We start from the raw sequence: 19,305 nt of genomic DNA, 5'->3' as shown, positions 1-19,305 counted from the left end.
AAAGTTTACTTTTGCGAAAGAAATTGAAATTAATAAAAACTAAATCAATATGTTGAAAAAACTTATTATTTTATCGTTGGCATTTGCTCCACTTGCAGCATTTGCTCAAGACAAGCTAGCCTATATCAATAGCCAGGAGATATATTATCAAATGCCGGAAATAGGTGGCGTGGAGTCTAAGATAACAGCAAAACAAGAAGAAATAAGAAAAACTCTTACAGGGCTGGAAACTGAGTACACAAGAAAACAAGAAGAATTCAGAGCTGATACTGCAAGCCTGACTCAAAGCGTTTTGTTGGACAGACAAAAACAATTGGAGCAACTTCAGGAAAGATATGAGACTTATGCTCAAAACAGCCAGAAAGAGTTGCAAGAGTTGAGCCAACAATTGCAAGCACCTCTTTTCGAAAAACTTCAAAAAGCAATTCAGGAAGTAGGACAAGAACAGGGTTACACCTATATCTTCGAGAAAAACGTGGCGCCATATATCAGTTCATCGGCTGTTGATGCAAGCAAATTTGTAAAGCCTAAATTAGGAATAAAATAAACTTTACTCAAAACGTAGAGAAAGGATAAGGAAACTTATCCTTTTTTTGATTAAATTGCACAACTTATTATAAAATACACTCTTAAATGAAAAAATTCGCACTATTTTTTCTGGCTTTATTCTTATTAGTTCTATCCTCGTGCAGCGAAGGTGACAAATATCTTCCGGAGCTTATACCACAAGATGTAACATATCTGGTGAAAATTGAAGGTGGACAATTGATGCGAAAAATGGAATACAAGGATGAAAAAGATCAACCGGTAAAGAATTCTTTCTATTTGTTGCAGAAAATTATTGTACAAGACAAACAGATGCTAGCCGAGCTGGATACAATATTCAGAAGCATAGATTCTTATGGCATTGATTTGGGTAAAAGTTTTTTTGCATTTGAATCGCCAACTATTCATGGACTGGCATTTAAAGTGGCTGACAGCGACAGGCTGAAAGACCGATTGATATCGGCCGGCTTTGTGACAGACAATAAAATTCAGCGAAAAAACGGAATCGGCAGTTTCATGTATAATAAAAGCATCTATTTTGCATGGAACAAATATCAATTATTGATTGTAAAATATATTTCGGATGAAGAAATTGACCTGAATGCCACAGTCAGGAGCTTTTTCAGGCAGAAAAAGGAAAGAAGCATAACATCTAACAATGCCGTTCGGAATTTATTGTCGAATGGTTCGGATGTAGCCATCTACAATACGGATGTATTAATAAATAAGTTGTTGAAATCAAATTCGAAAGATGAGATAAACTTTGAAAGTGTTTTGGTTGGCTGTACTCCTTTAACATATATTTCTTTCGAAAAAGGAGAGGTAAAAATAGAAATCGATCTTATTTTTGGAGACGAAGAAAAGAGAACATATACGAAGAAGTCCTTTGAAAGTATATTTAAAAATAGCACAGGTGCTCACCTAGCCTATTTCGACAAAATGCCTAATGCTTTCCAGACTACCAATATAAACGGAGACAGTTTAAAGATGCAACTCAATCGGGATGGATTGTCGAAGCAAATAGGTGCTATACCGTTCATCAACATAAACGATATAGTATCTAACCTGAATGGAGATATCACACTTGTTCAGACTATCGATTCGACAGGCAATGAGATCAAATATACCTTTATGATCGACCTGAAAGATCGCAATGCGATGGATAATACACTGAATCAATATTCAAATCCCCCTACCCGTTTTCTGAAAAAGACAGGTGCCAATCATTTCGAACTGCCAAATTCGGACTATTATCTGGGAATAAAAGACAATATGCTTTACATGACCACCGACAATTCGTTCGAACATAATCACTTGGATAAGGCGTATAAACTGAAAGATTCTCTATTGGTGACACAAATGAAGGATAACAGGGTATTGTTTTACGGCGATTCCCTATCGGTGTCGTCGATGGCGCAATCGTATGTAAACGCAATGGCTCCGGCAAATAAAATGACGGGCATGCTAGACCTGATAAAATCTTATTCGGTTGTGATGGACGACAACTTCAGGGTGAGCATCGACATACAATTTTCGGATAAGAAGAAAAATAGTTTGGCCTCTGTTTGTGAATTTATGAACAGGAGGAATTTATACTCAGCTTTATCCAATGAATAAAATAAGTTTCCATAATTTATTGCCGGATGTCTTCAAAGACGAGACTATCTTGTCCGACATTTGGCAAAAAGACATAAGTCTGCAAAAAGGAGAAAATTACCTTGTGAAATCGGTTTCGGGCAAAGGTAAAAGTTCGCTTTGCAGTTTCCTTTTTGGTTACAGGACAGATTATTCAGGTAAAATTTGCTTCGATGATAAAGAAACAAAACGAATGACTCCGGTTCAGTGGGATAAGATTCGAAAAGATGAGTTGAGCCTTTTGTTTCAGGAGTTGCGCCTGTTTCCCGAACTCACGGTTTTGGAGAATATACAGATAAAAAACAACCTGACAGGTTTTAAAACAGAACAACAGATCAGGGTGATGCTGCAATATCTTGGAATAGAAAATAAGGTGAATGAGAAGATAGCGAAAATGTCGTGGGGACAACAGCAGCGTGTAGCCATAATACGCTCCCTTTGCCAACCATTCAACTTTCTGGTGCTGGACGAACCGATAAGCCATCTGGATGATGAAAATGCCCTGCTGATTGCAAAATTGGTGCAGGACGAGGCTAAGGCGCAGGGCGCAGGCGTTGTTGTTACATCCATAGGAAAAAATTTGCCCTTAACGTATACACAAACTTTTGCGCTATGAAACTTATCTGGAAACTCTTAAAACAAAATATAAGTAAACCTCAACTTGTGGGCTTCTTCTTTGCCAACCTGATAGGGATGTCTATCATCCTGTTGTCGTTGCAGTTCTATTTTGATGTGAACCCGGTATTTACGGAAGAAGATACCCTTTTCAAGAAGGATTATTTTACAGTGACAAAAAAATTGGGATTGCTAAGTCCTTTGGCTTCCAAGAAATCGGTGTTTTCAAGTAAAGAGGTTGAAGACCTGAAACAGCAGGATTTTGTAAAAGACATAGGCTCGTTCATTCCCAGTCAGTTTTATGTGAAAGCGGGAATAACTACACCCGATCAGGGAGGGTTCAGCACAGAAATGTTTTTTGAATCTGTGCCGCAACAGTTTATAGATGTGAAGTCGGAAGATTGGCGATTTTCGCCTGTGGATGATGTATTACCCATCATTTTGCCGAAAAACTACCTCGATCTCTACAATTTCGGATATGCCGAAGCCCGTGCCATGCCAAAAATAAACGAGGGATTGATAAAGATGGTTACTTTTGATATCTATATTCAGGGTAACGGAGACTTTAAAAAGCTAAAAGGAAATATAGTCGGTTTCTCCACAAGGATTAATACGATACTTGTACCCGAGTCTTTTATGCTTTGGGCAAACAAAAAATACGGAGGAAAGGAAGACGTGTCTCCTTCCCGTCTCATCATAGAGGTGAATGATATAACCAATCCTCAGATAGCAACCTATTTCAAGTCGAAAGGATATGATATAGATCAGGGAAATACTGCAGCGAGCAGAATATCAATGTTTCTGAAAATTATTGTTACTATCGTTATCATCATCGGGGTTATAATCTGCGCATTGTCGTTCTTTATCCTCATGTTGAGCATTTACCTGCTTTTGGAGAAGAATATGCAGAAGATGATCACTCTCAGGCTGCTAGGATACAGTAAGAATATTGTGACGAAACCTTATATTTTGCTGACTTTCGTAGTCAATCTGGCTTCCCTTGTTCTGGCCTCCATCGTGATAATTGTAGTACAATCTTTGTACAATCCTGTTATGGAGAATGTGTTTATGTCTTACGAGCCGTCGGGCATATTGCTGACCATCGGGATAGGCTTGGTTATTTCCTTGTTGCTAAGTTCAATAAACTCGTGGGTCATCAGAAGTAAGATAGAATAAAGTTGCCTCAGACTCTAGTTTTTTTACTTGTTTACTCGTCAACTATTTTAAAAATCAGATGACTTCTCACAATCAATAATCATACATATAGTCCACATCATTATCCTGATTTGATCCGCCTCCTTTAAAGATGTTGAATTTGTATATGAAACTCAGCATGCAATAGCGGTTGATAGTATTGGTGCGGTTGTCTGTTATGCCACTACCCGTAACGCTGCGCATCACATTGTTGCGATCGTCGAGAATATCGTATACCGAGAACTTTAAAGTTCCCTTTTTCTTCCGAAGAAATAGTTTGCTCAAAGTGGCATTCCATACGAGACTGGTTTTCTTGAAATCGGAAGAATAGCCGTCGTTGTATGAGAACGAAACATCACTGCTTAGTTTGAAATCGAGAGGCAGAGTCCAAGAGAAAGACCCGTTCATATTTACCCCCGTGGATGATATATTTTTCTGGCTTGTGAGGTTGTTCGTTGCTACGGAATAGCTGACAGACGGGGTTACGTAGAAGTTGAACTTATCGGAGCTGAAAGATAAATTAAGCGATTCGCCTATCGTCAGATTATTGGTAACAGTTTCTTCTCCGTTGGTGAAGCCATTGTTCCGATAAAAATTTCCGTATGTTGACGTGCTGAAATTAAATTTCTTGTTGCGGAATGGTGTACTGTACATCACATTAAGATTCGCCGACAGATTTCCATTCACATTGCTGTATGTGGTTGTGGTATTGCCCACACTGTCAATAACCGAATTGTTCACGATATTGTTAAACATGAAACCGAAATTGGCCGAAATGTTCAGGTAGGTTTGTTTCTCGAAATCGGATTTCATGTAATATACGTTTATGCTGTTGTTGTAGCTGGGTTTCAGGTTCGGGTTTCCCACAGTTTTGTTTTGTGCATTTACGATGACCGTATCTGCCGACAACTGACTCAGCGAAGGACGGGTGGTGTAGCCATTGTAATCGATATTGAAGGACGATTTGTCCGTCGGCGTGTAGCTGAATCTCAGGTTGGGCGAATAGTTGACTACCGATTGGCTAACTTTCTCGATAAGCGAATCTTTGAACCAGATGTTGCTGGCAGAATAAGACGGGTTCACCGAAAAACCGATGGTATAGTTATACTTCTCTCGTCTCGACTGGAAACTGAGGTTGACATTCTGTCCTGTAAATTCATTTTTTGTATATCGGGTGTAGGCTGTATCTATTTCGGAATACTCTCCGAACTGATCTTCTCTTAAAGTATTCCTGTCTCTTTCCGATATATTCCGGTTGATGTTGTAGCGAGCCTGCAAAAAGTTGTTTTTGCCTATTGGCTCTACGTATGAGACAGACAATCCATAAATTAAAGAGTTGCTGTTAGAATTTTGTATCTGATCTCTGGTATCATCCGGAGAGCCGTTGCCATATATGGTTTTATACCAATTTGTTCCGTCTGTGTTGCTGTCTCTAAAAGATGTATTCAGCGATAAGTTTATGGAACGCCCTTTCTTGTTCAGTTTGCGCCCGATGGTAAGCGACGAACTGATATTGTCTTCCGTGGTCTTGTTGAAGTTATTTCTCCACCCGTTTGTAGTGTCTTTGTCAACGACATAAGATTGAGAGGTGGAATTGTTATTGTTCTCGGATAAAGAATTTCGATAATCGATGCGGAAATAAATATTGGTCATCGAGTCGGGTTTCCAAGTCACATAACTGTTGGCATTGAATGAGTTTTGAGTATTCACAGACCTGCTCTTTTGTGTGTTGAACCGGTCGCCAGACGTAAGGAAAGTTTGACTGTTGGAAAAACTTTCGTCTTCGTTTTTATTGTACCTGTAAAACACGCTGCTGTTTATAGAAAATTTTTCTGATTTCTGGATATTCAGCCGTCCCCCGACATTGCGGTTTGTTTCAAGTCCGTTCATGGATAAATAAGATTCAGCCGGAACGTTGGCGGCCTCGCCGAGAATAGAAAATTGATTCTCGCCTTTCATGTAGTTGGCAATTCCGGAAGTGTTGTACCTGTCTTCGGTGCCATATCCGGCTTCGACATTCCCGAAAATGCTTTGCTTGATTTCCTCTTTTACCAGCAAGTTAAGCACCTGTTCTTCTTCCCCGTCTTTGAAACCGGTGAGTTTCGACATTTCCGATTCTTCCTTGTAGAGTTGCAGTTTTTCTATCATTTCCACAGGGAGATTCTCCAAAGCTATCCTTATATCGTCGCTGAAAAACTCTTTTCCATCCACAAGTATTTTGCTGATCGGTTTACCATTGGCCGACAAATTGCCTTTCGAGTCGATCTCCAATCCCGGTATTTTCTTTATCAGGTCTTGCAATACCGATCCCTCATCCACTTTATACCCACCTGCGTTATACTCAATAGTATCGCCCTTGACCACAATGTCGGGAACTTGTGCCGTGATCACCGTTTCCTCTAGTTCAATGCTTCTTGTTTTCAGGTAGATAGTACCCAAATCGTGAACCGGAGCGTCTTTCGATACGTTGATGTCGGCTATGTAGTTTTCGTATCCCATGAAGGATATGTCGAGAATATACTTCCCTCTGTTAACCGAAAGTTCGAAATTGCCCTTAACCGGTAGAACAGAACCCGTTACCATCGTACTATCCTTTGCCCGAAGAATTTTTACAGCGGCAAATTCTACAGGTTTCTTATCCGCTTCACTCAGTACAATTCCTTTTATAGTTCCTGTTTGCGCAAGGCATACAGAAGTCAAGGTAAGGAACAATATGGCGAGCAATGATTTCATTGTTGTTTCATTTTTTGATAATAAAAAGACCTGCGACTTTTAGATGTAATAGTCAGCCGCATCTATCAATCCGGCACGTATGGCATACTTGGTTGCTTCATGAAGGTTGTTGACATTCAGTTTGCGGAAAATATTTTTCCGGTGTGTGGTAACCGTATGAAAGCTCGAATTGCGCTCGTAAGCTATCTCTTTGGTTGTTTTCCCTTGAGCCATACTTCTTAATATATCTTTTTCGGTAGAAGTAAGCGGCTCGGCACGGAGAAACTCTTCGAGCGAATCTTTCGAATTGACAAGCATATCAGTTATCTGATTGCACAAATATCTGTCGTTTTGCAAAGCTGCGGTGAATGCCATTTTTATTTCTTTCGTACTGCACGATTTCAGGATAATGCAGAATGAACTGTTACTGAACACAAGGGTTTTGATGAATGAATTGCTCAGTTCTTCCGAGAAAATTATCCATCGAGATTGTGGAAACCTTTGCTGCATGATGAGCAACTCGTTAGCAGATGCAAAATCGAACAGCACATAATCCAAAATGATTATCGACTCAGAATTATTCATCAGATATTTTACTATTTCCTTTTTGTTCCTTGCCACATGTATAGAAGATATGGCATCGAAAGTAACGGCCAGGGTTTTCAATCCTATCCGTGAAATATCCTGATTGTCGGCTAAAATTAAATCTTTCATTACCTTTCTTTATTAGTTATGCGAATCAGTAGTTGAAATAGTTGGTCAAAATTCGATGTTAATTATATTTTGCAGGGGTTAAAATTTTTCACCTTGATATTCGGAGGTATTCCAAAAGTAAGATTACACTATCAAAGTGTTACTCATCTTTATCATTGAGTCGCCTTCGCTCCTCGAACGTTGTCATTCTGAGTGTAACGAAGAATCTCTATTCTTAAAAACAGATCCTTCACTCTGTTCAGGATGACAAAAAGATACCAAAATTTACTTTTGAGACACCTCCCTCTCTTTTGGAGAGGTGTAGGGGTGGGGTTTTACTCCACCCGAAAAGCGTCGAATTTAAAAGAGCATTTTTTTTATAATAAAACCAACTACTGATTGACATTAGTTACAAGTGTTCGCTTCTGTTCGATAAACTATGATTTACATCTCTGCTTTTTTCTAAGAGAGAGAAATCCGGTGCGAAATCCATAAAAGCAAGAACCAAAATTACGTAAAAACTTTATCTTTCACTGTCTAAATAAGGCAGCATCTGTATTTATATGATACAAATAGAGTTTAAATGACGTGAATCCGACACCGGAATGTGTTGGTCATATCTTTCTATGTTATAATCATTAGTTACAAAATGTTAAATATTCATCTTGACACCTAACACAATCAATTAACTATCAACAGCATACCATTTTTCAAGCATTAATCTTCGTAAAAATATAGTATTATGCATTACATAGTACTAAAATATTTATATATATTTGTATTACCAAATTCATTGTATTGGATAATTCTATAAAAAATAAAGTATATGAAAAAAGTTATTGATATCAATATTGGCGGTATAAACTTTTCGATGGACGACGATGCATACTTTATGCTGAAAACCTATTTGAGCAAGTTTGAGGCAACTATTTCGAACCCCGAAGATGTGAAAGAAGTGATGGAAGATATAGAATATCGCATTGCCGAGATTTTCCAGAAAGAAATTAAAGGTACGTTTCAGGTGGTGAACGAGAGCATGGTAAAAAAGATTATTGATATGTTAGGCGAAGTAAACGACACAGAATCTCAAAAGCAAAACACATGGGATTCAAGAAACTCTACATTTTCGCCCGGTGGTTCAACCAAAAGGCTATACCGAGATGTAGACAACAAAAGCATTGCAGGTGTATGTAGCGGTATAGCTGTTTACTTCGATATTGACATCACTCTTGTCAGGATAATATTTCTTGTCGGGCTCATTTGCTTCAGTTCCACATTCTGGATTTACCTCATCTTGTGGATTGCCCTGCCCAAAGCCCTTTCCATTTCCCAAAAACTTGAAATGAGAGGTATTCCCGTAACAGCCGAAAACATAAAGAAATATTCTTATAAAACGAAAAATTAAGAACAAGAAGATATGGAAGTAGTAAATGTAGATAATATAAAAGCGCAAATGAGGAAAGGAATACTTGAGTATTGCATCCTCAGCATTTTGTCGGACAGCGATGCTTATGCCTCGGAAATAATCAACGAGCTGAAAGACTCGGAAATGATTGTTGTTGAAGGAACTTTATATCCACTGCTCACTCGCCAAAAGAACCAAGGCTTGTTGGCATATCGTTGGGAAGAATCGCAACAAGGACCACCCCGCAAGTATTATTCAATAACGGACAAGGGCAAGATGGTATTGGAAGAACTGGACAAGGCTTGGGCGGATCTGGTTGCGGTGATAGACAAAATAAGGAACAAATAAAGGTCACACATTATGAAAGAAACATTAAGAGCGAGCATCGGTGGCATTGCTTTCACCATAGACCAAGAGGCCTACCTGTTGATTGACGAATATTTGGCAAACTTGAATAGATACTACAAGAACCGTCCGGAAGGTTCGGAAATTGTTGCCGATGTGGAAGCCCGCATGAGCGAACTTTTGCAGATGAAGCTAAACTCGCCTCAAAGCATTGTTACTTTGCCCGAAATAAAGGAAATAATTTCCATATTGGGCAATCCTTCTGAATTTGGTGATGAAGAAGACAGTAGGGAAACAGTTGAAAATGAAACAAAACCGGACAACACCCCTTTCTACAAGAAAAAATTGTTCCGTGACCCTGCCCATAAAATTATTGGAGGTGTTTGCAGTGGACTGGGATTCTTTTTCAGGATAGATCCCGTATTCATCCGTTTGATATTTATCGGTATATTCCTGCTGCTCAACTTCTTCTCGCATCGCAATGCCTTGTTTGTGTTATTGGCGTATTTAATCTTGTGGGTTGTGACTCCCGAAGCCAGAACCTTAAAAGAGAAAGTTTCGATGGTAGGTAAAGACCCTTCGCTGGAAGGTTTGAAAAACTCTGAGAAAAATGTAAACTCTTATGGTGACAACCGTACTCCATTAGGATCAACTATCTTGAAAGTAATAAAAATAATAATTTCCGTGTTTATGATACTCATCGGATTATCTCTATTCATATCTGCAATTACAGGATTCATTTATTTTGTCAACTTCGACTATCCTGTTTCATTGAACGAACTTTTAGATGTATTCAGCCTCGATACTTTGGATGTAAAATTATCGCTCGGAGCGGTTATTTTTATCCCGGTTATAGCCATCCTGTATTACGCAGTCAGGCTACTGCAAGGAATGAATGTCAGAGATTTGGTAGTTGGTATTGTAAGTTTCATTGTATGGATTGGCGCAGCTACTTATATCGGAGTCAACATATCAAAAGTAGCGGTGAACTATGCCAACAACAGCAAATCGCACGAATCGGCGGAAATAGAAACGGCTTCGAACACTTTATATATTAAACTCGACAATCGCTTTTCCGACGCAATGCCCATTGTCGTAAATTCGAAAAATTTCAATATATATAAATTCGAAAATGAAAAACATAGCAGCTATGCTTTGACGCCTCCTGTAAATATTGAAATTGTGGAAGATACGACTATCATAAATTATAAGCTTGAAATATCGAAAATGGCATTTGCCCGAAGTGAAACGCAAGCCTATAAACATGCCGAAGAATCGAAACTACCCTACTCTGTCAGTGATTCTCTCGTGGTCATCAATCCTGTTGAATTCACTAAGGAAAAAGATTTTGACCGGGTATTATTTAAGCTGAATATAAAGGTTCCGGCAAACAAAAAAGTAATAATAGACCCATTGTTGGAAAATACATGGGACAGGAAAAACCGTCGGTTTAGAATGAATTTTTAGTTTCAGACAACAAAAAACAGGAAATGCTACGTCTTAACATTTCCTGTTTTTTTTATCCTCAGACCCTCTTTCTGATCTGTCTTGGCGATGCACCGAGTTCCCTGTGGCAAAACTCGTTGAAGTGAGACAAGTTGCTGAAACGGTTGTCCGTCGATATCTGCTTCAGACTCTTGTTGGTGTAGCAAATCTCGTGGTAAATCAGCTTCGCACTCTCCTGCTTCAACCATTGATAAGCAGGCATTCCGAACTCCCTGCGAAACCGTTTATTGAAACCCGAATAACTATAACTCATCCGCATGGCTAACTGCTTCGCATTGCGGATTTCACGAGAAAGACTCACTACCTGAGCATAAAATTCCGAGCTTTCTGCACTTTGATTTCCTAAAAAGGCGTGCAATTGCTTCTCTGTGTAGGTGCTTTTCAGCAGGAAGGTAAACTCTTTGAGCTTGAGTTGCATAAGGTAATCGTCTTTCAAATAGAGATTCCGGTAGGTTTCAAGCAATTCTATGTAAGCCACCATCACATCGTTCAGCATCAGCTTGGTAAACTTACCTTCTTTCGTGCCTCCTTGCGAAAACGATATAACTACTATACGACTGTCATCCAAAGGCTTGACTATTACCTCGCCAACTGGGAAATAAACCATGCTCTGCTGATTCATCCGCACGGAAGAATCGGATTTCATACTGACATCAATCCGTCCCTGACTGAGAATCAATATCTTGCCTTGCTCTTGTTTTAGGCTCATTTCCATCCCTTCGCTGAGTGAATAGAAACGAACCGGTGATTGTTCTCTATTTCTCATTACTTTTTACTTATAACTCATTACTACTCAACACTCCTGTATCAGCCAGTCTGGCATACCTACCTTGTATAATGCCGTTGTCTATGATGTAGAAAGTCGGAGTTCCGATCACACCGTAAGACCTGAAGTCGTCTCCTTTGAACCCCTTGAAGTCGCAAAACTTCCCCTGCCAAGGGTATGTCTGCGCCGTATTCCTGAATATCTGCTCGTCCGTATCGGCTGAGATGGAGATCACCTCATAGCCTTTTTCTTTCAGTATCGGATAATTGTTGCCAAGTTGCTGCATCTCATTCTCGCAAGGTCCGCAACCCGATTCGTAGAAGACAAGCAAGACCTTACCATCTGCAAAATCGCCGAATGACAATTTGGGTGCTTGGTTTCCCTTTTTCAACTTGAACAAGGTCATCAGTTGAAGGAGCTTTCCCGTGGGTTCTTTTATCCGTCCGTCATTGATCAGGAAATAGGCGAGTTGTTCCTCCAGATCGTTCCAACCCATAGTCTCACAAATAGCAAACAGGTTCTCGGAAAGGGTATGGTAAATTCTGTCGGAATCTGACCTTTTCAGCAGAAGAGACATGTCGGTGATGAAATCTTTGTGATAGGACGTTTTGTTGTCATACAAAGCCAGCGAACCGTTCAACACATTGAACCACAAGCCGGAAGTGAACAGGCTGTTCAAATCGAGACTGTCGGTGAGGTATTTTCGAGTCCTTGCCATTCGGAGGCTATCGCCATAAACTAGCATCGAGACTTCACGGGACAGGAAATTGTGCAGTTCCAGAAATCGGGAGGCGTATAATTTGTTTGATTTCAATTCTTTTTCAAACGACTGCTGCTCTGCCTCCAACGACTTCTTTTCCTTTTCCAGAACAGGAAATAGTGCATCTTCCGTCTTATAAACCCTCTCCATTTGAGAGAGTAAGCCTATTTTCTGCTGGCGGACGGCTTGATCCATAAACGAACGTTGTAGAAATTCATTCTCAGGAGAATTGATGAAAACAGCATTGCCCCCGTGAATAAATTCTTCATGGCAACGGATAGTCAAGTTTTCGCCCTCGGCAACGATGAAATCGAGAGTACTTTGCCCTGTTTTGAGGCTTGCCATACCTCGATACGAGGCATATTCTTTTGGCAATGTGACTTTTGCCTTACCCTGATCGTCCAGTCTGCCTTGATAGATGGTATCGTTGGTTGTGCCGAATTTCAGGCAGAGGGAAACATCCTTATCCGCATGTTTGGCAAAATCGAGCGAAACTGTTTGTGCGTTTAGTCCAACGGCGCACGAAAATAGGATCGCAAGGAGGTATAATTGTTGTTTGGTCATATATTGGTCATATAATAATATTATAAGGTTTGTCATTGAGTCGCCTTATTTGTTTGTGTAGGGGTGAAAATTTTATGCCCCTACATTGTTCCCTGCGGCAAAACCAATCACCGCAGGGTAAAGTGTTTATTGTTAATTATATTTTAATTGTCTTCCACGCAGCGAACGGTGTAGCCTGATGAAAATCCCATACCACCAGTGCTGACACCTAACGATGATTCTCCCGCTCCAAATTGAGAAGCATATGATGTATAAGCCGTATTATTCCAAACGGCATCAGATCCCCAATAACTTAATCCTTCACCTTGTAGTTGTAGGGTTCCTGAAATATTTGCTACGAGATGACCTGCCGCAGGTAAATATAACGTTTCATTAACAAGATATCCTTTGCCTGTCCATTTCCAAGTGTTAACGATTACATCTTCAGGTGCTACAGAGAAACTTTTATTAACTTCGCCCTTATTTGGTGTCTCACACCCTAAAATGGAAGCCCATTGTTTAATACTTGGTACTTTCCATCCTGTAGGACAAGGATCATTTGGTCCTTTAGTCTGGTTTTCATCCCAACTGCCATCACCCCAAGCTGTAACACTAGTTGCTCCTCCACCTACTGTATATCCTGATTTTTTCAACCCCCACTGATAAAAACTTCCATACAAAGCATCGCTATGTGTAAATGGATCGAGGGTTTCATCTACACCTAAGTTATGACACCTAAATGCCAACCATCCTCCATCAACAGTTTGGGCTCCACAGCAAGCACAATCCTGCAATCTTGCAGTCAGTTTAACAGATTTATCCATTCCTGTCCCATCGGGAGAATCGTTGTAGACTGCATAAATTTCCACTGTATATGCGTTTAGAGTAGTTAATCCTTTCAAATCTTCATTCAGGCTCTCTTTATAATAAACCGTTACCTTACATTCAGCTCCCGACATGATAGCTCCCGAATAGTCTGCCTTTGGAATCATATAATCAATAGATTCTCCATTCGTATGCTTATAACCAAAACGCACATTGCTAACATTTCCACTTGGCTTGAATGTATATACCTGCACTCCTGTATATGGACGAAGTGTGGCATTATTCCCAATAGGATCTTGAGGAACCCTCAAAATGAAATTAGTTTTCTGCGATTCGCGTGAAGTTAACGCAGCACAGCCATTTTCTTTATCGTTGCTGAAAGCAATATCGAAACAGGCTTTTCCAGTAAATATTCCTGTACCCCTTGTTATAGTTGATGGGTCGGTGGCGGATGTTACATTTATTTCACAACTAGCTCCACCTACTGAAATAGGTATAGATATTGTACCCAGATTCATAGGTGTTCCTGTAATTTTTATATTGATATTTCCACTTGCAGCCGACAGGGTTTGCGCACCATCAACCAATATACTAAGACCATCAACGGGACCACCTAAGATTTGTCCATCTGTCAAGCTAATATCTCCTCCCGTTTTACCAGAATATGGCAATTTACGTCCGACGATGTTAACGGAAGTACCCCATATTACATTTGTATAAACAGATGCACAATCCAATGAGAATCCTCCCGGTGTTCCTGAACCGGCACTTGATGTAATGGCAATGGCACAAGTCTGACCACCAACGGTTATGGGAAGATAAATTATGCCCGAAGTTGTAGCCGTTCCTACCACCTTGATGGCGATATTTCCGCTGGCGGCAGTCAGGGTTTGATTGCCGTCGATCAGGACACTCAAGCCGCTCTGGCTTCCCAGAACTGCATTTCCCAACAATGCGACATTGTCACTACTGGTCTTGGTGTAAGGTAGCGACAAGCCTGTCAGGCTAGCCTCAACGCCTTCTGTTACAGATGGCACGGGCGATACCTTGTCGCAACCAATCGTAGCCAATGCGGGCGAATTACTGTTACCGCTTCCATCCGAACATAGGCTGATCCATTTCGTACTGTTCCAATATTCGATACAGTTGCTTGTTGTGTTGTAGATAGTCAGACCCTTGCCTTTGCCCACAATTTCGGTCTGAAACTGAGTGGAAGCCTGCAAAGCATCCCTCTGACCGGCAGTCAGGTGAGGCAGGCGAAGACCTCCTTTTTCGTTCGAAACAATTTCGAGGATAGAAAAATCCTGCGGGGGTGTTCCGTCCCCGATAGTCACCTGCGCCTTAAGGTTGGCACTCAATGACAATAAAACCGCTAGCATCGCCAAAAGGTGATGGCGACAGGGTTTTGTAAAGATTGTTGTTTTCATTTTTCTGTTTATTTATTGTTATTAAAGTGTTGTATTAATTTTACGGGAGCACGGGTTTACAAATCCCATGAGGCGAAGAATGACAATGAAAAGTTTCGCATTAAGAATAAAAAAGTTTTTTTCATAATCTTTTGTTGTTTGTTGTGTTGATATTTTATTCTATTTCTGAGGTTTAGAGATTAGCAAGAATCAACAATCGATTAATTATCAATCGTTTATCTGCCCGTCACTTCCTAAGTGACAGAGGAATAACAGGTAGGACTTAATAACCTGATAGCATGCGCGTTACAATAGGCTGATATTCTATGATAAATGTCTTTTAAACATTTGTAAAACGGAAAATGGGAGGGGCGACAACCAAATCGGAAGATGTGCTTTTTATGTTGCTGATATTTAAATCGTTAAGTAAAATACACTTTCCGGGAAAGTATTAGTTCCGGAAGAAAAAAAACGTAAACATTTGTGCAACAGATATTAGTTCTCTGATTGTCAATGTTATAAATGCGAAGATTATAGAAAATATAACTCCCTGCTGAAAACAGGAAAAATGTGTATCGACAAATAAGCGTGTTTCTACCAGGAAATGGGATGTAAAGTAACCATAAAAAAACAGGGTTCTGTCACTTAGGAAGTGACGGAACCCGCTCTGTTTATTACAATTAAGCTACAAATGTAGGAAAAATATTTTGGTTATGAAAGCACCTTTGAAAAGAAAAAATTTCTTAACGAATAATGCCAATCTGTAGTTGGATTTATTATAACAAAATGTTCTTTTAAATTCAACAACATGCTGCGCGTAATCAAAGATTACTTGCATTCCTTTTGACCAAATCCTCAAAAGGAATCAAAAAGGCTTTCTGTGACCGAGGCTTCTTGCCGACCCACTATACAGCTTATAAGCGGAACAAAAAATAACTCGTACCAAAAAACAGCTAAAAACAGAATGTCCCGACTATGCTCAAACAGCTTTTTGTTCTGGTCGCTTATCTGCGCTGTGTGGGTACCCCGTCAATCAGCCAAATGTCACGTTTACACCCGTCAGGCGAAACGGCATCTGCTTCGTAGGCGGGGACACGTTAAGCGAAACAAGGCGTAAAATTGAAAGCTGTTTGAGCGAAGCGAGTTTTTTCAATTTAGCCTGTGAGCTTCTAACGGGTCGCAGAGAAGCTAAGCCTTGACTTTTTGGTTCGTTTTGTGTCAAGACAAAATGAACGGAGGCAAGTCTCTGCAAGAGACGCGGCAGCAAAAAAACGTCGAATAAAAAAGAACCTAATTTCAACCACTGAATTACATGAATAATTAAAATATACAACATCCGAGTTTTTTTGTTGTTATAATTTTAAATACCTTTTTGTTAATAACTAAAAGGAAATAATATCTTTGTTCTATCAGTTCGACAAATAATTTTATGTTATGATTAATAAAATAAAATGGCTAATAAGAAGAATAATTCATTTTCTGACATACGAAATATGGAATGTTGATACCAATGGCATCGGATTTCTCAGGAAAATATTATATAACATCCTGAAAGCATTTGTGTTGACATACCGCAAAATAAACTTCGGAAAGATAAACGACCGTGCTGCAGCACTCACCTACCGTACGCTGCTAGCCATTGTGCCACTGTTGGCGGTTTTGTTTGCCATAGCCAGAGGATTCGGATTTCAGAATATTGTGCAAGGAGAATTGTTCGGCTACTTTGCAGGGCAGCGTGAGGTGTTGACTAAAGCCATGACGTTCGTAGACAAATCGCTCGAATATGCCAAAAGCGGTGTTTTTGTAGGCGTAGGTGTTATCATGCTATTGTATACCGTTGTGAGTTTGTTGGGAAACATAGAAGACAATTTCAACAAAGTGTGGAAGGTGAAGGAAGGGCGGTCCTACTATCGCCAATTTACCGATTATGTGGCATTAATACTCATTGCCCCCGTTTTTATGGTCTGTAACGCCGGGTTATCCTTGTTCATCAACGCCGTGTCGGATTTGAACATCATCGGGATAGTTGTCAGTCCCGTACTGAAAATCACACCGTTTGCCATAACCATATTGCTATTCACGTTCTTATACATATACATACCCAATACCCGCATCAAGTTTTCGAGCGGACTGTTTGCCGGAATAGTAGCGGGAACTGCCTTTCAAATCTTTCAGGGATTATACATCGGCGGACAGATATGGATATCGAAATATAACGCCATTTATGGTAGTTTTGCAGCACTCCCCCTCTTGCTATTATGGATGCAACTGTCATGGTACATCTGCCTGATAGGGGTAGAACTGTCATTTTCTTATCAGAACGTTAAAAAATTTAATTTTGAAAGGGACACAAAAGACATAAGCCGACGATATAAAGACCTTGTCATATTATCTATCATGACTCTGATAACAAAGCGTTTCCGCAATGGGGAAAAACCTTTCACGGCTGATGAACTTTCCGGGACATATAAGATACCGACTCAGCTGACTTCCGATATCATCTATCTGCTGATTCAGGCAGGTTTGATTGTGGAAACCCCTAGCGAAGACCATCGGATTCAGGCGTATGTTCCGGCTTTGGATATCAATATCATTACGGTGGCTTATGTGTTCGATAAGATAGATAAATTTGGAACGGAAGACTACAACATCAACGAAAATGATGAGTTTAAGGAAGAATGGAATATTATAGAAAATATCCGCAAACAAATGAAAGAAAACTATTCTATATTGGTTTGCGACCTGTGAACAGAAAAGAGACTGATAAGAGGTAGTGTTATAGTAATGAGATAACAAATCCTATTTTTCGTCTACATTTATTTCTTTTCTTATAATTTTTCTTATCTTTGTATGCTGATAATGAGACAATGAGGATCTCTGTCACTTGCACAGTGACAGAGGTTCTTTTTTTATATATATTGTTTTGTTCTGTTTTTTCTTCTGATTTCGGAAGGAGAATTTCCCAGATTTTTGTGGCAAAATTCGTTGAAATGAGACAAGGTGGCAAACTTATGATTCGTGCTGATTTCTTTCAGGCTTTTACTTGTTTGGCAAATGTCCTGATAGACCTGCTTTGCCCTCTGGTTTCTCATCCAACTGTATGCCGACATATTGAACACTCGCCTGAAACGCTTGTTGAAACCCGAATAGCTATAATTCATTCTTTCAGCCAGTTGACGAACTGAACGCACACTCAGGCTGAGGCTGTATACTTCTTCCGTGAATAGCGAATCGTTACCGGGAAGAGCCTTGAAAAAGTTTTGCAACTGTTCTTCCGAATAGAAATGCTTGAGGATATAACCAAATTCTTTCAGTTTCAATTCCGATAGAAATTCACTGTCGATTCCTCTTTTAATGTATTTTTCAAGCGTATGAATATAATTGAATATCACGCTCTTAACAGGCAGCGTAGTAGGGTTGTCTTCTTTCTGGTCGAAAGATGTAATGACATTGCACAAATTCAATTGATTGGAGAAACGGAACAAAACTACTTTCGAATCTCTTACACTCTTTATAATCACCTTATCCTGAGAAGGATAGAAAAACATATTGGAAGCTGAAACTTGAGTGAACAGACCGACCTGTATTTTCCCCTCCATCACCAGAATTATTTTGTTTTCTCCCGATTCTAAGTCCCAAGACTGACCATCGTTCAGCTGCAGGAATTCTATTGGATTGTCATTTTCCGTTTTCATTATTTTTGTTGTTTAAGTGCTGTATATTAGTTTGTTAAACGAATGTTTTTCAAAGAAAAATATCTGATTGCAATTTTCGTATTACACAAAAAACAGATTATCAATCAATTATCATCTACACGCCGTCTTCCTTCTCCTTGATGTTTAACGAGCGTTGAACTAATGGCTTCTTTTGCCTTTTTCTTAAATCTGAAAATCGTTGATAATAAGGGTATTGCGGATTGGTGCTTCAATCCTCTGTCACTGTGCAAGTGACAGATATGTTAAACACACGAATAAAAACAGATAATAATTAATGCAAACAACAATCTTATGAAGAAGAAAATTTTATTTTTGACAGCCATCGCATTTTCATTAACGGCAATGGCACAAGTAGGTGTAAACACGGAAAATCCCCAAGGAATTTTCCATATCGACGCTGCGCGCAACACAAACGGAAACACCAATATCTCGGACGATGTGGTGGTAGATAACAATGGAAATGTAGGAGTAGGCACAAACGCTCCGCAAACAAAAGTGGATATCCGCAGTTCAACTATAAACAAGGGATTTCGCTTGCAAGATGGCTCGGAAGATAGCGGTAAGGTCTTAACCTCCGATGCTTCGGGAAATGCGACATGGCAAGTAAATGTGGGTAATCAGAATTCTTTATATCGGAA

At 39.7% G+C, this 19,305-nt stretch carries 15 protein-coding genes; 9 read left to right on the top strand and 6 right to left on the bottom strand.

The window, feature by feature from the left end:
• The first annotated feature begins 49 nt into the window (after positions 1 to 49).
• The 4 genes from D0T56_RS03775 (at position 50) to D0T56_RS03760 (ending at position 3,972) form a co-directional block, all read left to right on the top strand.
• The gene (locus D0T56_RS03775) at positions 50 to 547 is read left to right on the top strand and encodes an OmpH family outer membrane protein (protein WP_163318802.1); all 498 of its coding nucleotides are present in this window, start codon (positions 50 to 52) and stop codon (positions 545 to 547) included.
• Between the two features lie 86 nt (positions 548 to 633).
• Positions 634 to 2,163 carry a DUF4836 family protein gene (locus D0T56_RS03770; RefSeq protein WP_163318801.1) on the top strand — a complete coding sequence of 510 codons (1,530 nt, stop codon included), beginning with the start codon at positions 634 to 636 and terminating at the stop codon, positions 2,161 to 2,163.
• Entirely contained in the window at positions 2,156 to 2,797 is a 642-nt protein-coding gene (locus D0T56_RS03765; protein WP_163318800.1) for an ATP-binding cassette domain-containing protein, read from the top strand. The genes D0T56_RS03770 and D0T56_RS03765 overlap by 8 nt, the downstream gene beginning before the upstream one ends.
• Positions 2,794 to 3,972 carry an ABC transporter permease gene (locus D0T56_RS03760; protein WP_163318799.1) on the top strand — a complete coding sequence of 393 codons (1,179 nt, stop codon included), beginning with the start codon at positions 2,794 to 2,796 and terminating at the stop codon, positions 3,970 to 3,972. Before D0T56_RS03765 ends, D0T56_RS03760 begins: the two co-directional genes overlap by 4 nt.
• Positions 3,973 to 4,044: 72 nt before the next feature.
• Here the strand turns inward: D0T56_RS03760 and D0T56_RS03755 are convergent, their stop codons facing one another.
• On the bottom strand, positions 4,045 to 6,723 hold the full coding sequence (locus tag D0T56_RS03755) for an outer membrane beta-barrel protein (protein ID WP_163318798.1): 2,679 nt from the start codon (positions 6,721 to 6,723) through the stop codon (positions 4,045 to 4,047).
• 39 nt (positions 6,724 to 6,762) lie between these two features.
• Positions 6,763 to 7,416, bottom strand: coding sequence for a response regulator transcription factor (locus tag D0T56_RS03750; protein WP_163318797.1), 654 nt, complete (start codon positions 7,414 to 7,416; stop codon positions 6,763 to 6,765).
• Positions 7,417 to 8,221: 805 nt separating this feature from the next.
• Here D0T56_RS03750 and D0T56_RS03745 point away from each other — a divergent pair.
• From D0T56_RS03745 to D0T56_RS03735, 3 genes are read left to right on the top strand one after another with little or no spacing between them, the layout of a single operon-like run.
• Positions 8,222 to 8,800, top strand: coding sequence for a PspC domain-containing protein (locus D0T56_RS03745; RefSeq protein ID WP_163318796.1), 579 nt, complete (start codon positions 8,222 to 8,224; stop codon positions 8,798 to 8,800).
• Positions 8,801 to 8,812: 12 nt separating this feature from the next.
• The gene (locus D0T56_RS03740) at positions 8,813 to 9,148 is read left to right on the top strand and encodes a PadR family transcriptional regulator (protein WP_163318795.1); all 336 of its coding nucleotides are present in this window, start codon (positions 8,813 to 8,815) and stop codon (positions 9,146 to 9,148) included.
• Positions 9,149 to 9,160: 12 nt separating this feature from the next.
• Complete coding sequence (locus D0T56_RS03735) at positions 9,161 to 10,612, top strand: PspC domain-containing protein (protein WP_163318794.1); 1,452 nt, start codon at positions 9,161 to 9,163, stop codon at positions 10,610 to 10,612.
• Positions 10,613 to 10,670: 58 nt separating this feature from the next.
• On the opposite strand, the gene D0T56_RS03730 is transcribed toward D0T56_RS03735, so the two are convergent.
• From D0T56_RS03730 to D0T56_RS03720, 3 genes are all read right to left on the bottom strand, one after another.
• Positions 10,671 to 11,417 (bottom strand): helix-turn-helix domain-containing protein, encoded by a 747-nt coding sequence (locus D0T56_RS03730; protein WP_163318793.1) that lies wholly within the window; start codon positions 11,415 to 11,417, stop codon positions 10,671 to 10,673.
• A gap of 10 nt (positions 11,418 to 11,427) precedes the next feature.
• Complete coding sequence (locus tag D0T56_RS03725; protein WP_163318792.1) at positions 11,428 to 12,777, bottom strand: peroxiredoxin; 1,350 nt, start codon at positions 12,775 to 12,777, stop codon at positions 11,428 to 11,430.
• Positions 12,778 to 12,884: 107 nt separating this feature from the next.
• Positions 12,885 to 14,972 carry a hypothetical protein gene (locus D0T56_RS03720; protein WP_163318791.1) on the bottom strand — a complete coding sequence of 696 codons (2,088 nt, stop codon included), beginning with the start codon at positions 14,970 to 14,972 and terminating at the stop codon, positions 12,885 to 12,887.
• Positions 14,973 to 16,385: 1,413 nt separating this feature from the next.
• On the opposite strand from D0T56_RS03720, the gene D0T56_RS03715 reads away from it, so the two are divergent.
• The gene (locus D0T56_RS03715; protein ID WP_163318790.1) at positions 16,386 to 17,699 is read left to right on the top strand and encodes a YihY/virulence factor BrkB family protein; all 1,314 of its coding nucleotides are present in this window, start codon (positions 16,386 to 16,388) and stop codon (positions 17,697 to 17,699) included.
• 161 nt (positions 17,700 to 17,860) lie between these two features.
• On the opposite strand, the gene D0T56_RS03710 is transcribed toward D0T56_RS03715, so the two are convergent.
• Entirely contained in the window at positions 17,861 to 18,646 is a 786-nt protein-coding gene (locus D0T56_RS03710) for an AraC family transcriptional regulator (RefSeq protein ID WP_163318789.1), read from the bottom strand.
• A 312-nt stretch (positions 18,647 to 18,958) separates the two neighbouring features.
• On the opposite strand from D0T56_RS03710, the gene D0T56_RS03705 reads away from it, so the two are divergent.
• Positions 18,959 to 19,305: hypothetical protein (locus D0T56_RS03705; RefSeq protein WP_221412330.1), on the top strand; the 347-nt coding region annotated here is incomplete at its 3' end.

It is taken from the genome of Dysgonomonas sp. 520, assembly GCF_010501095.1.
Classification (GTDB): Bacteria; Bacteroidota; Bacteroidia; order Bacteroidales; family Dysgonomonadaceae; genus QVMP01.
The sequence above is the reverse complement of the archived record's forward strand: the minus strand, read 5'-3'. Positions and strand labels throughout refer to the sequence as shown.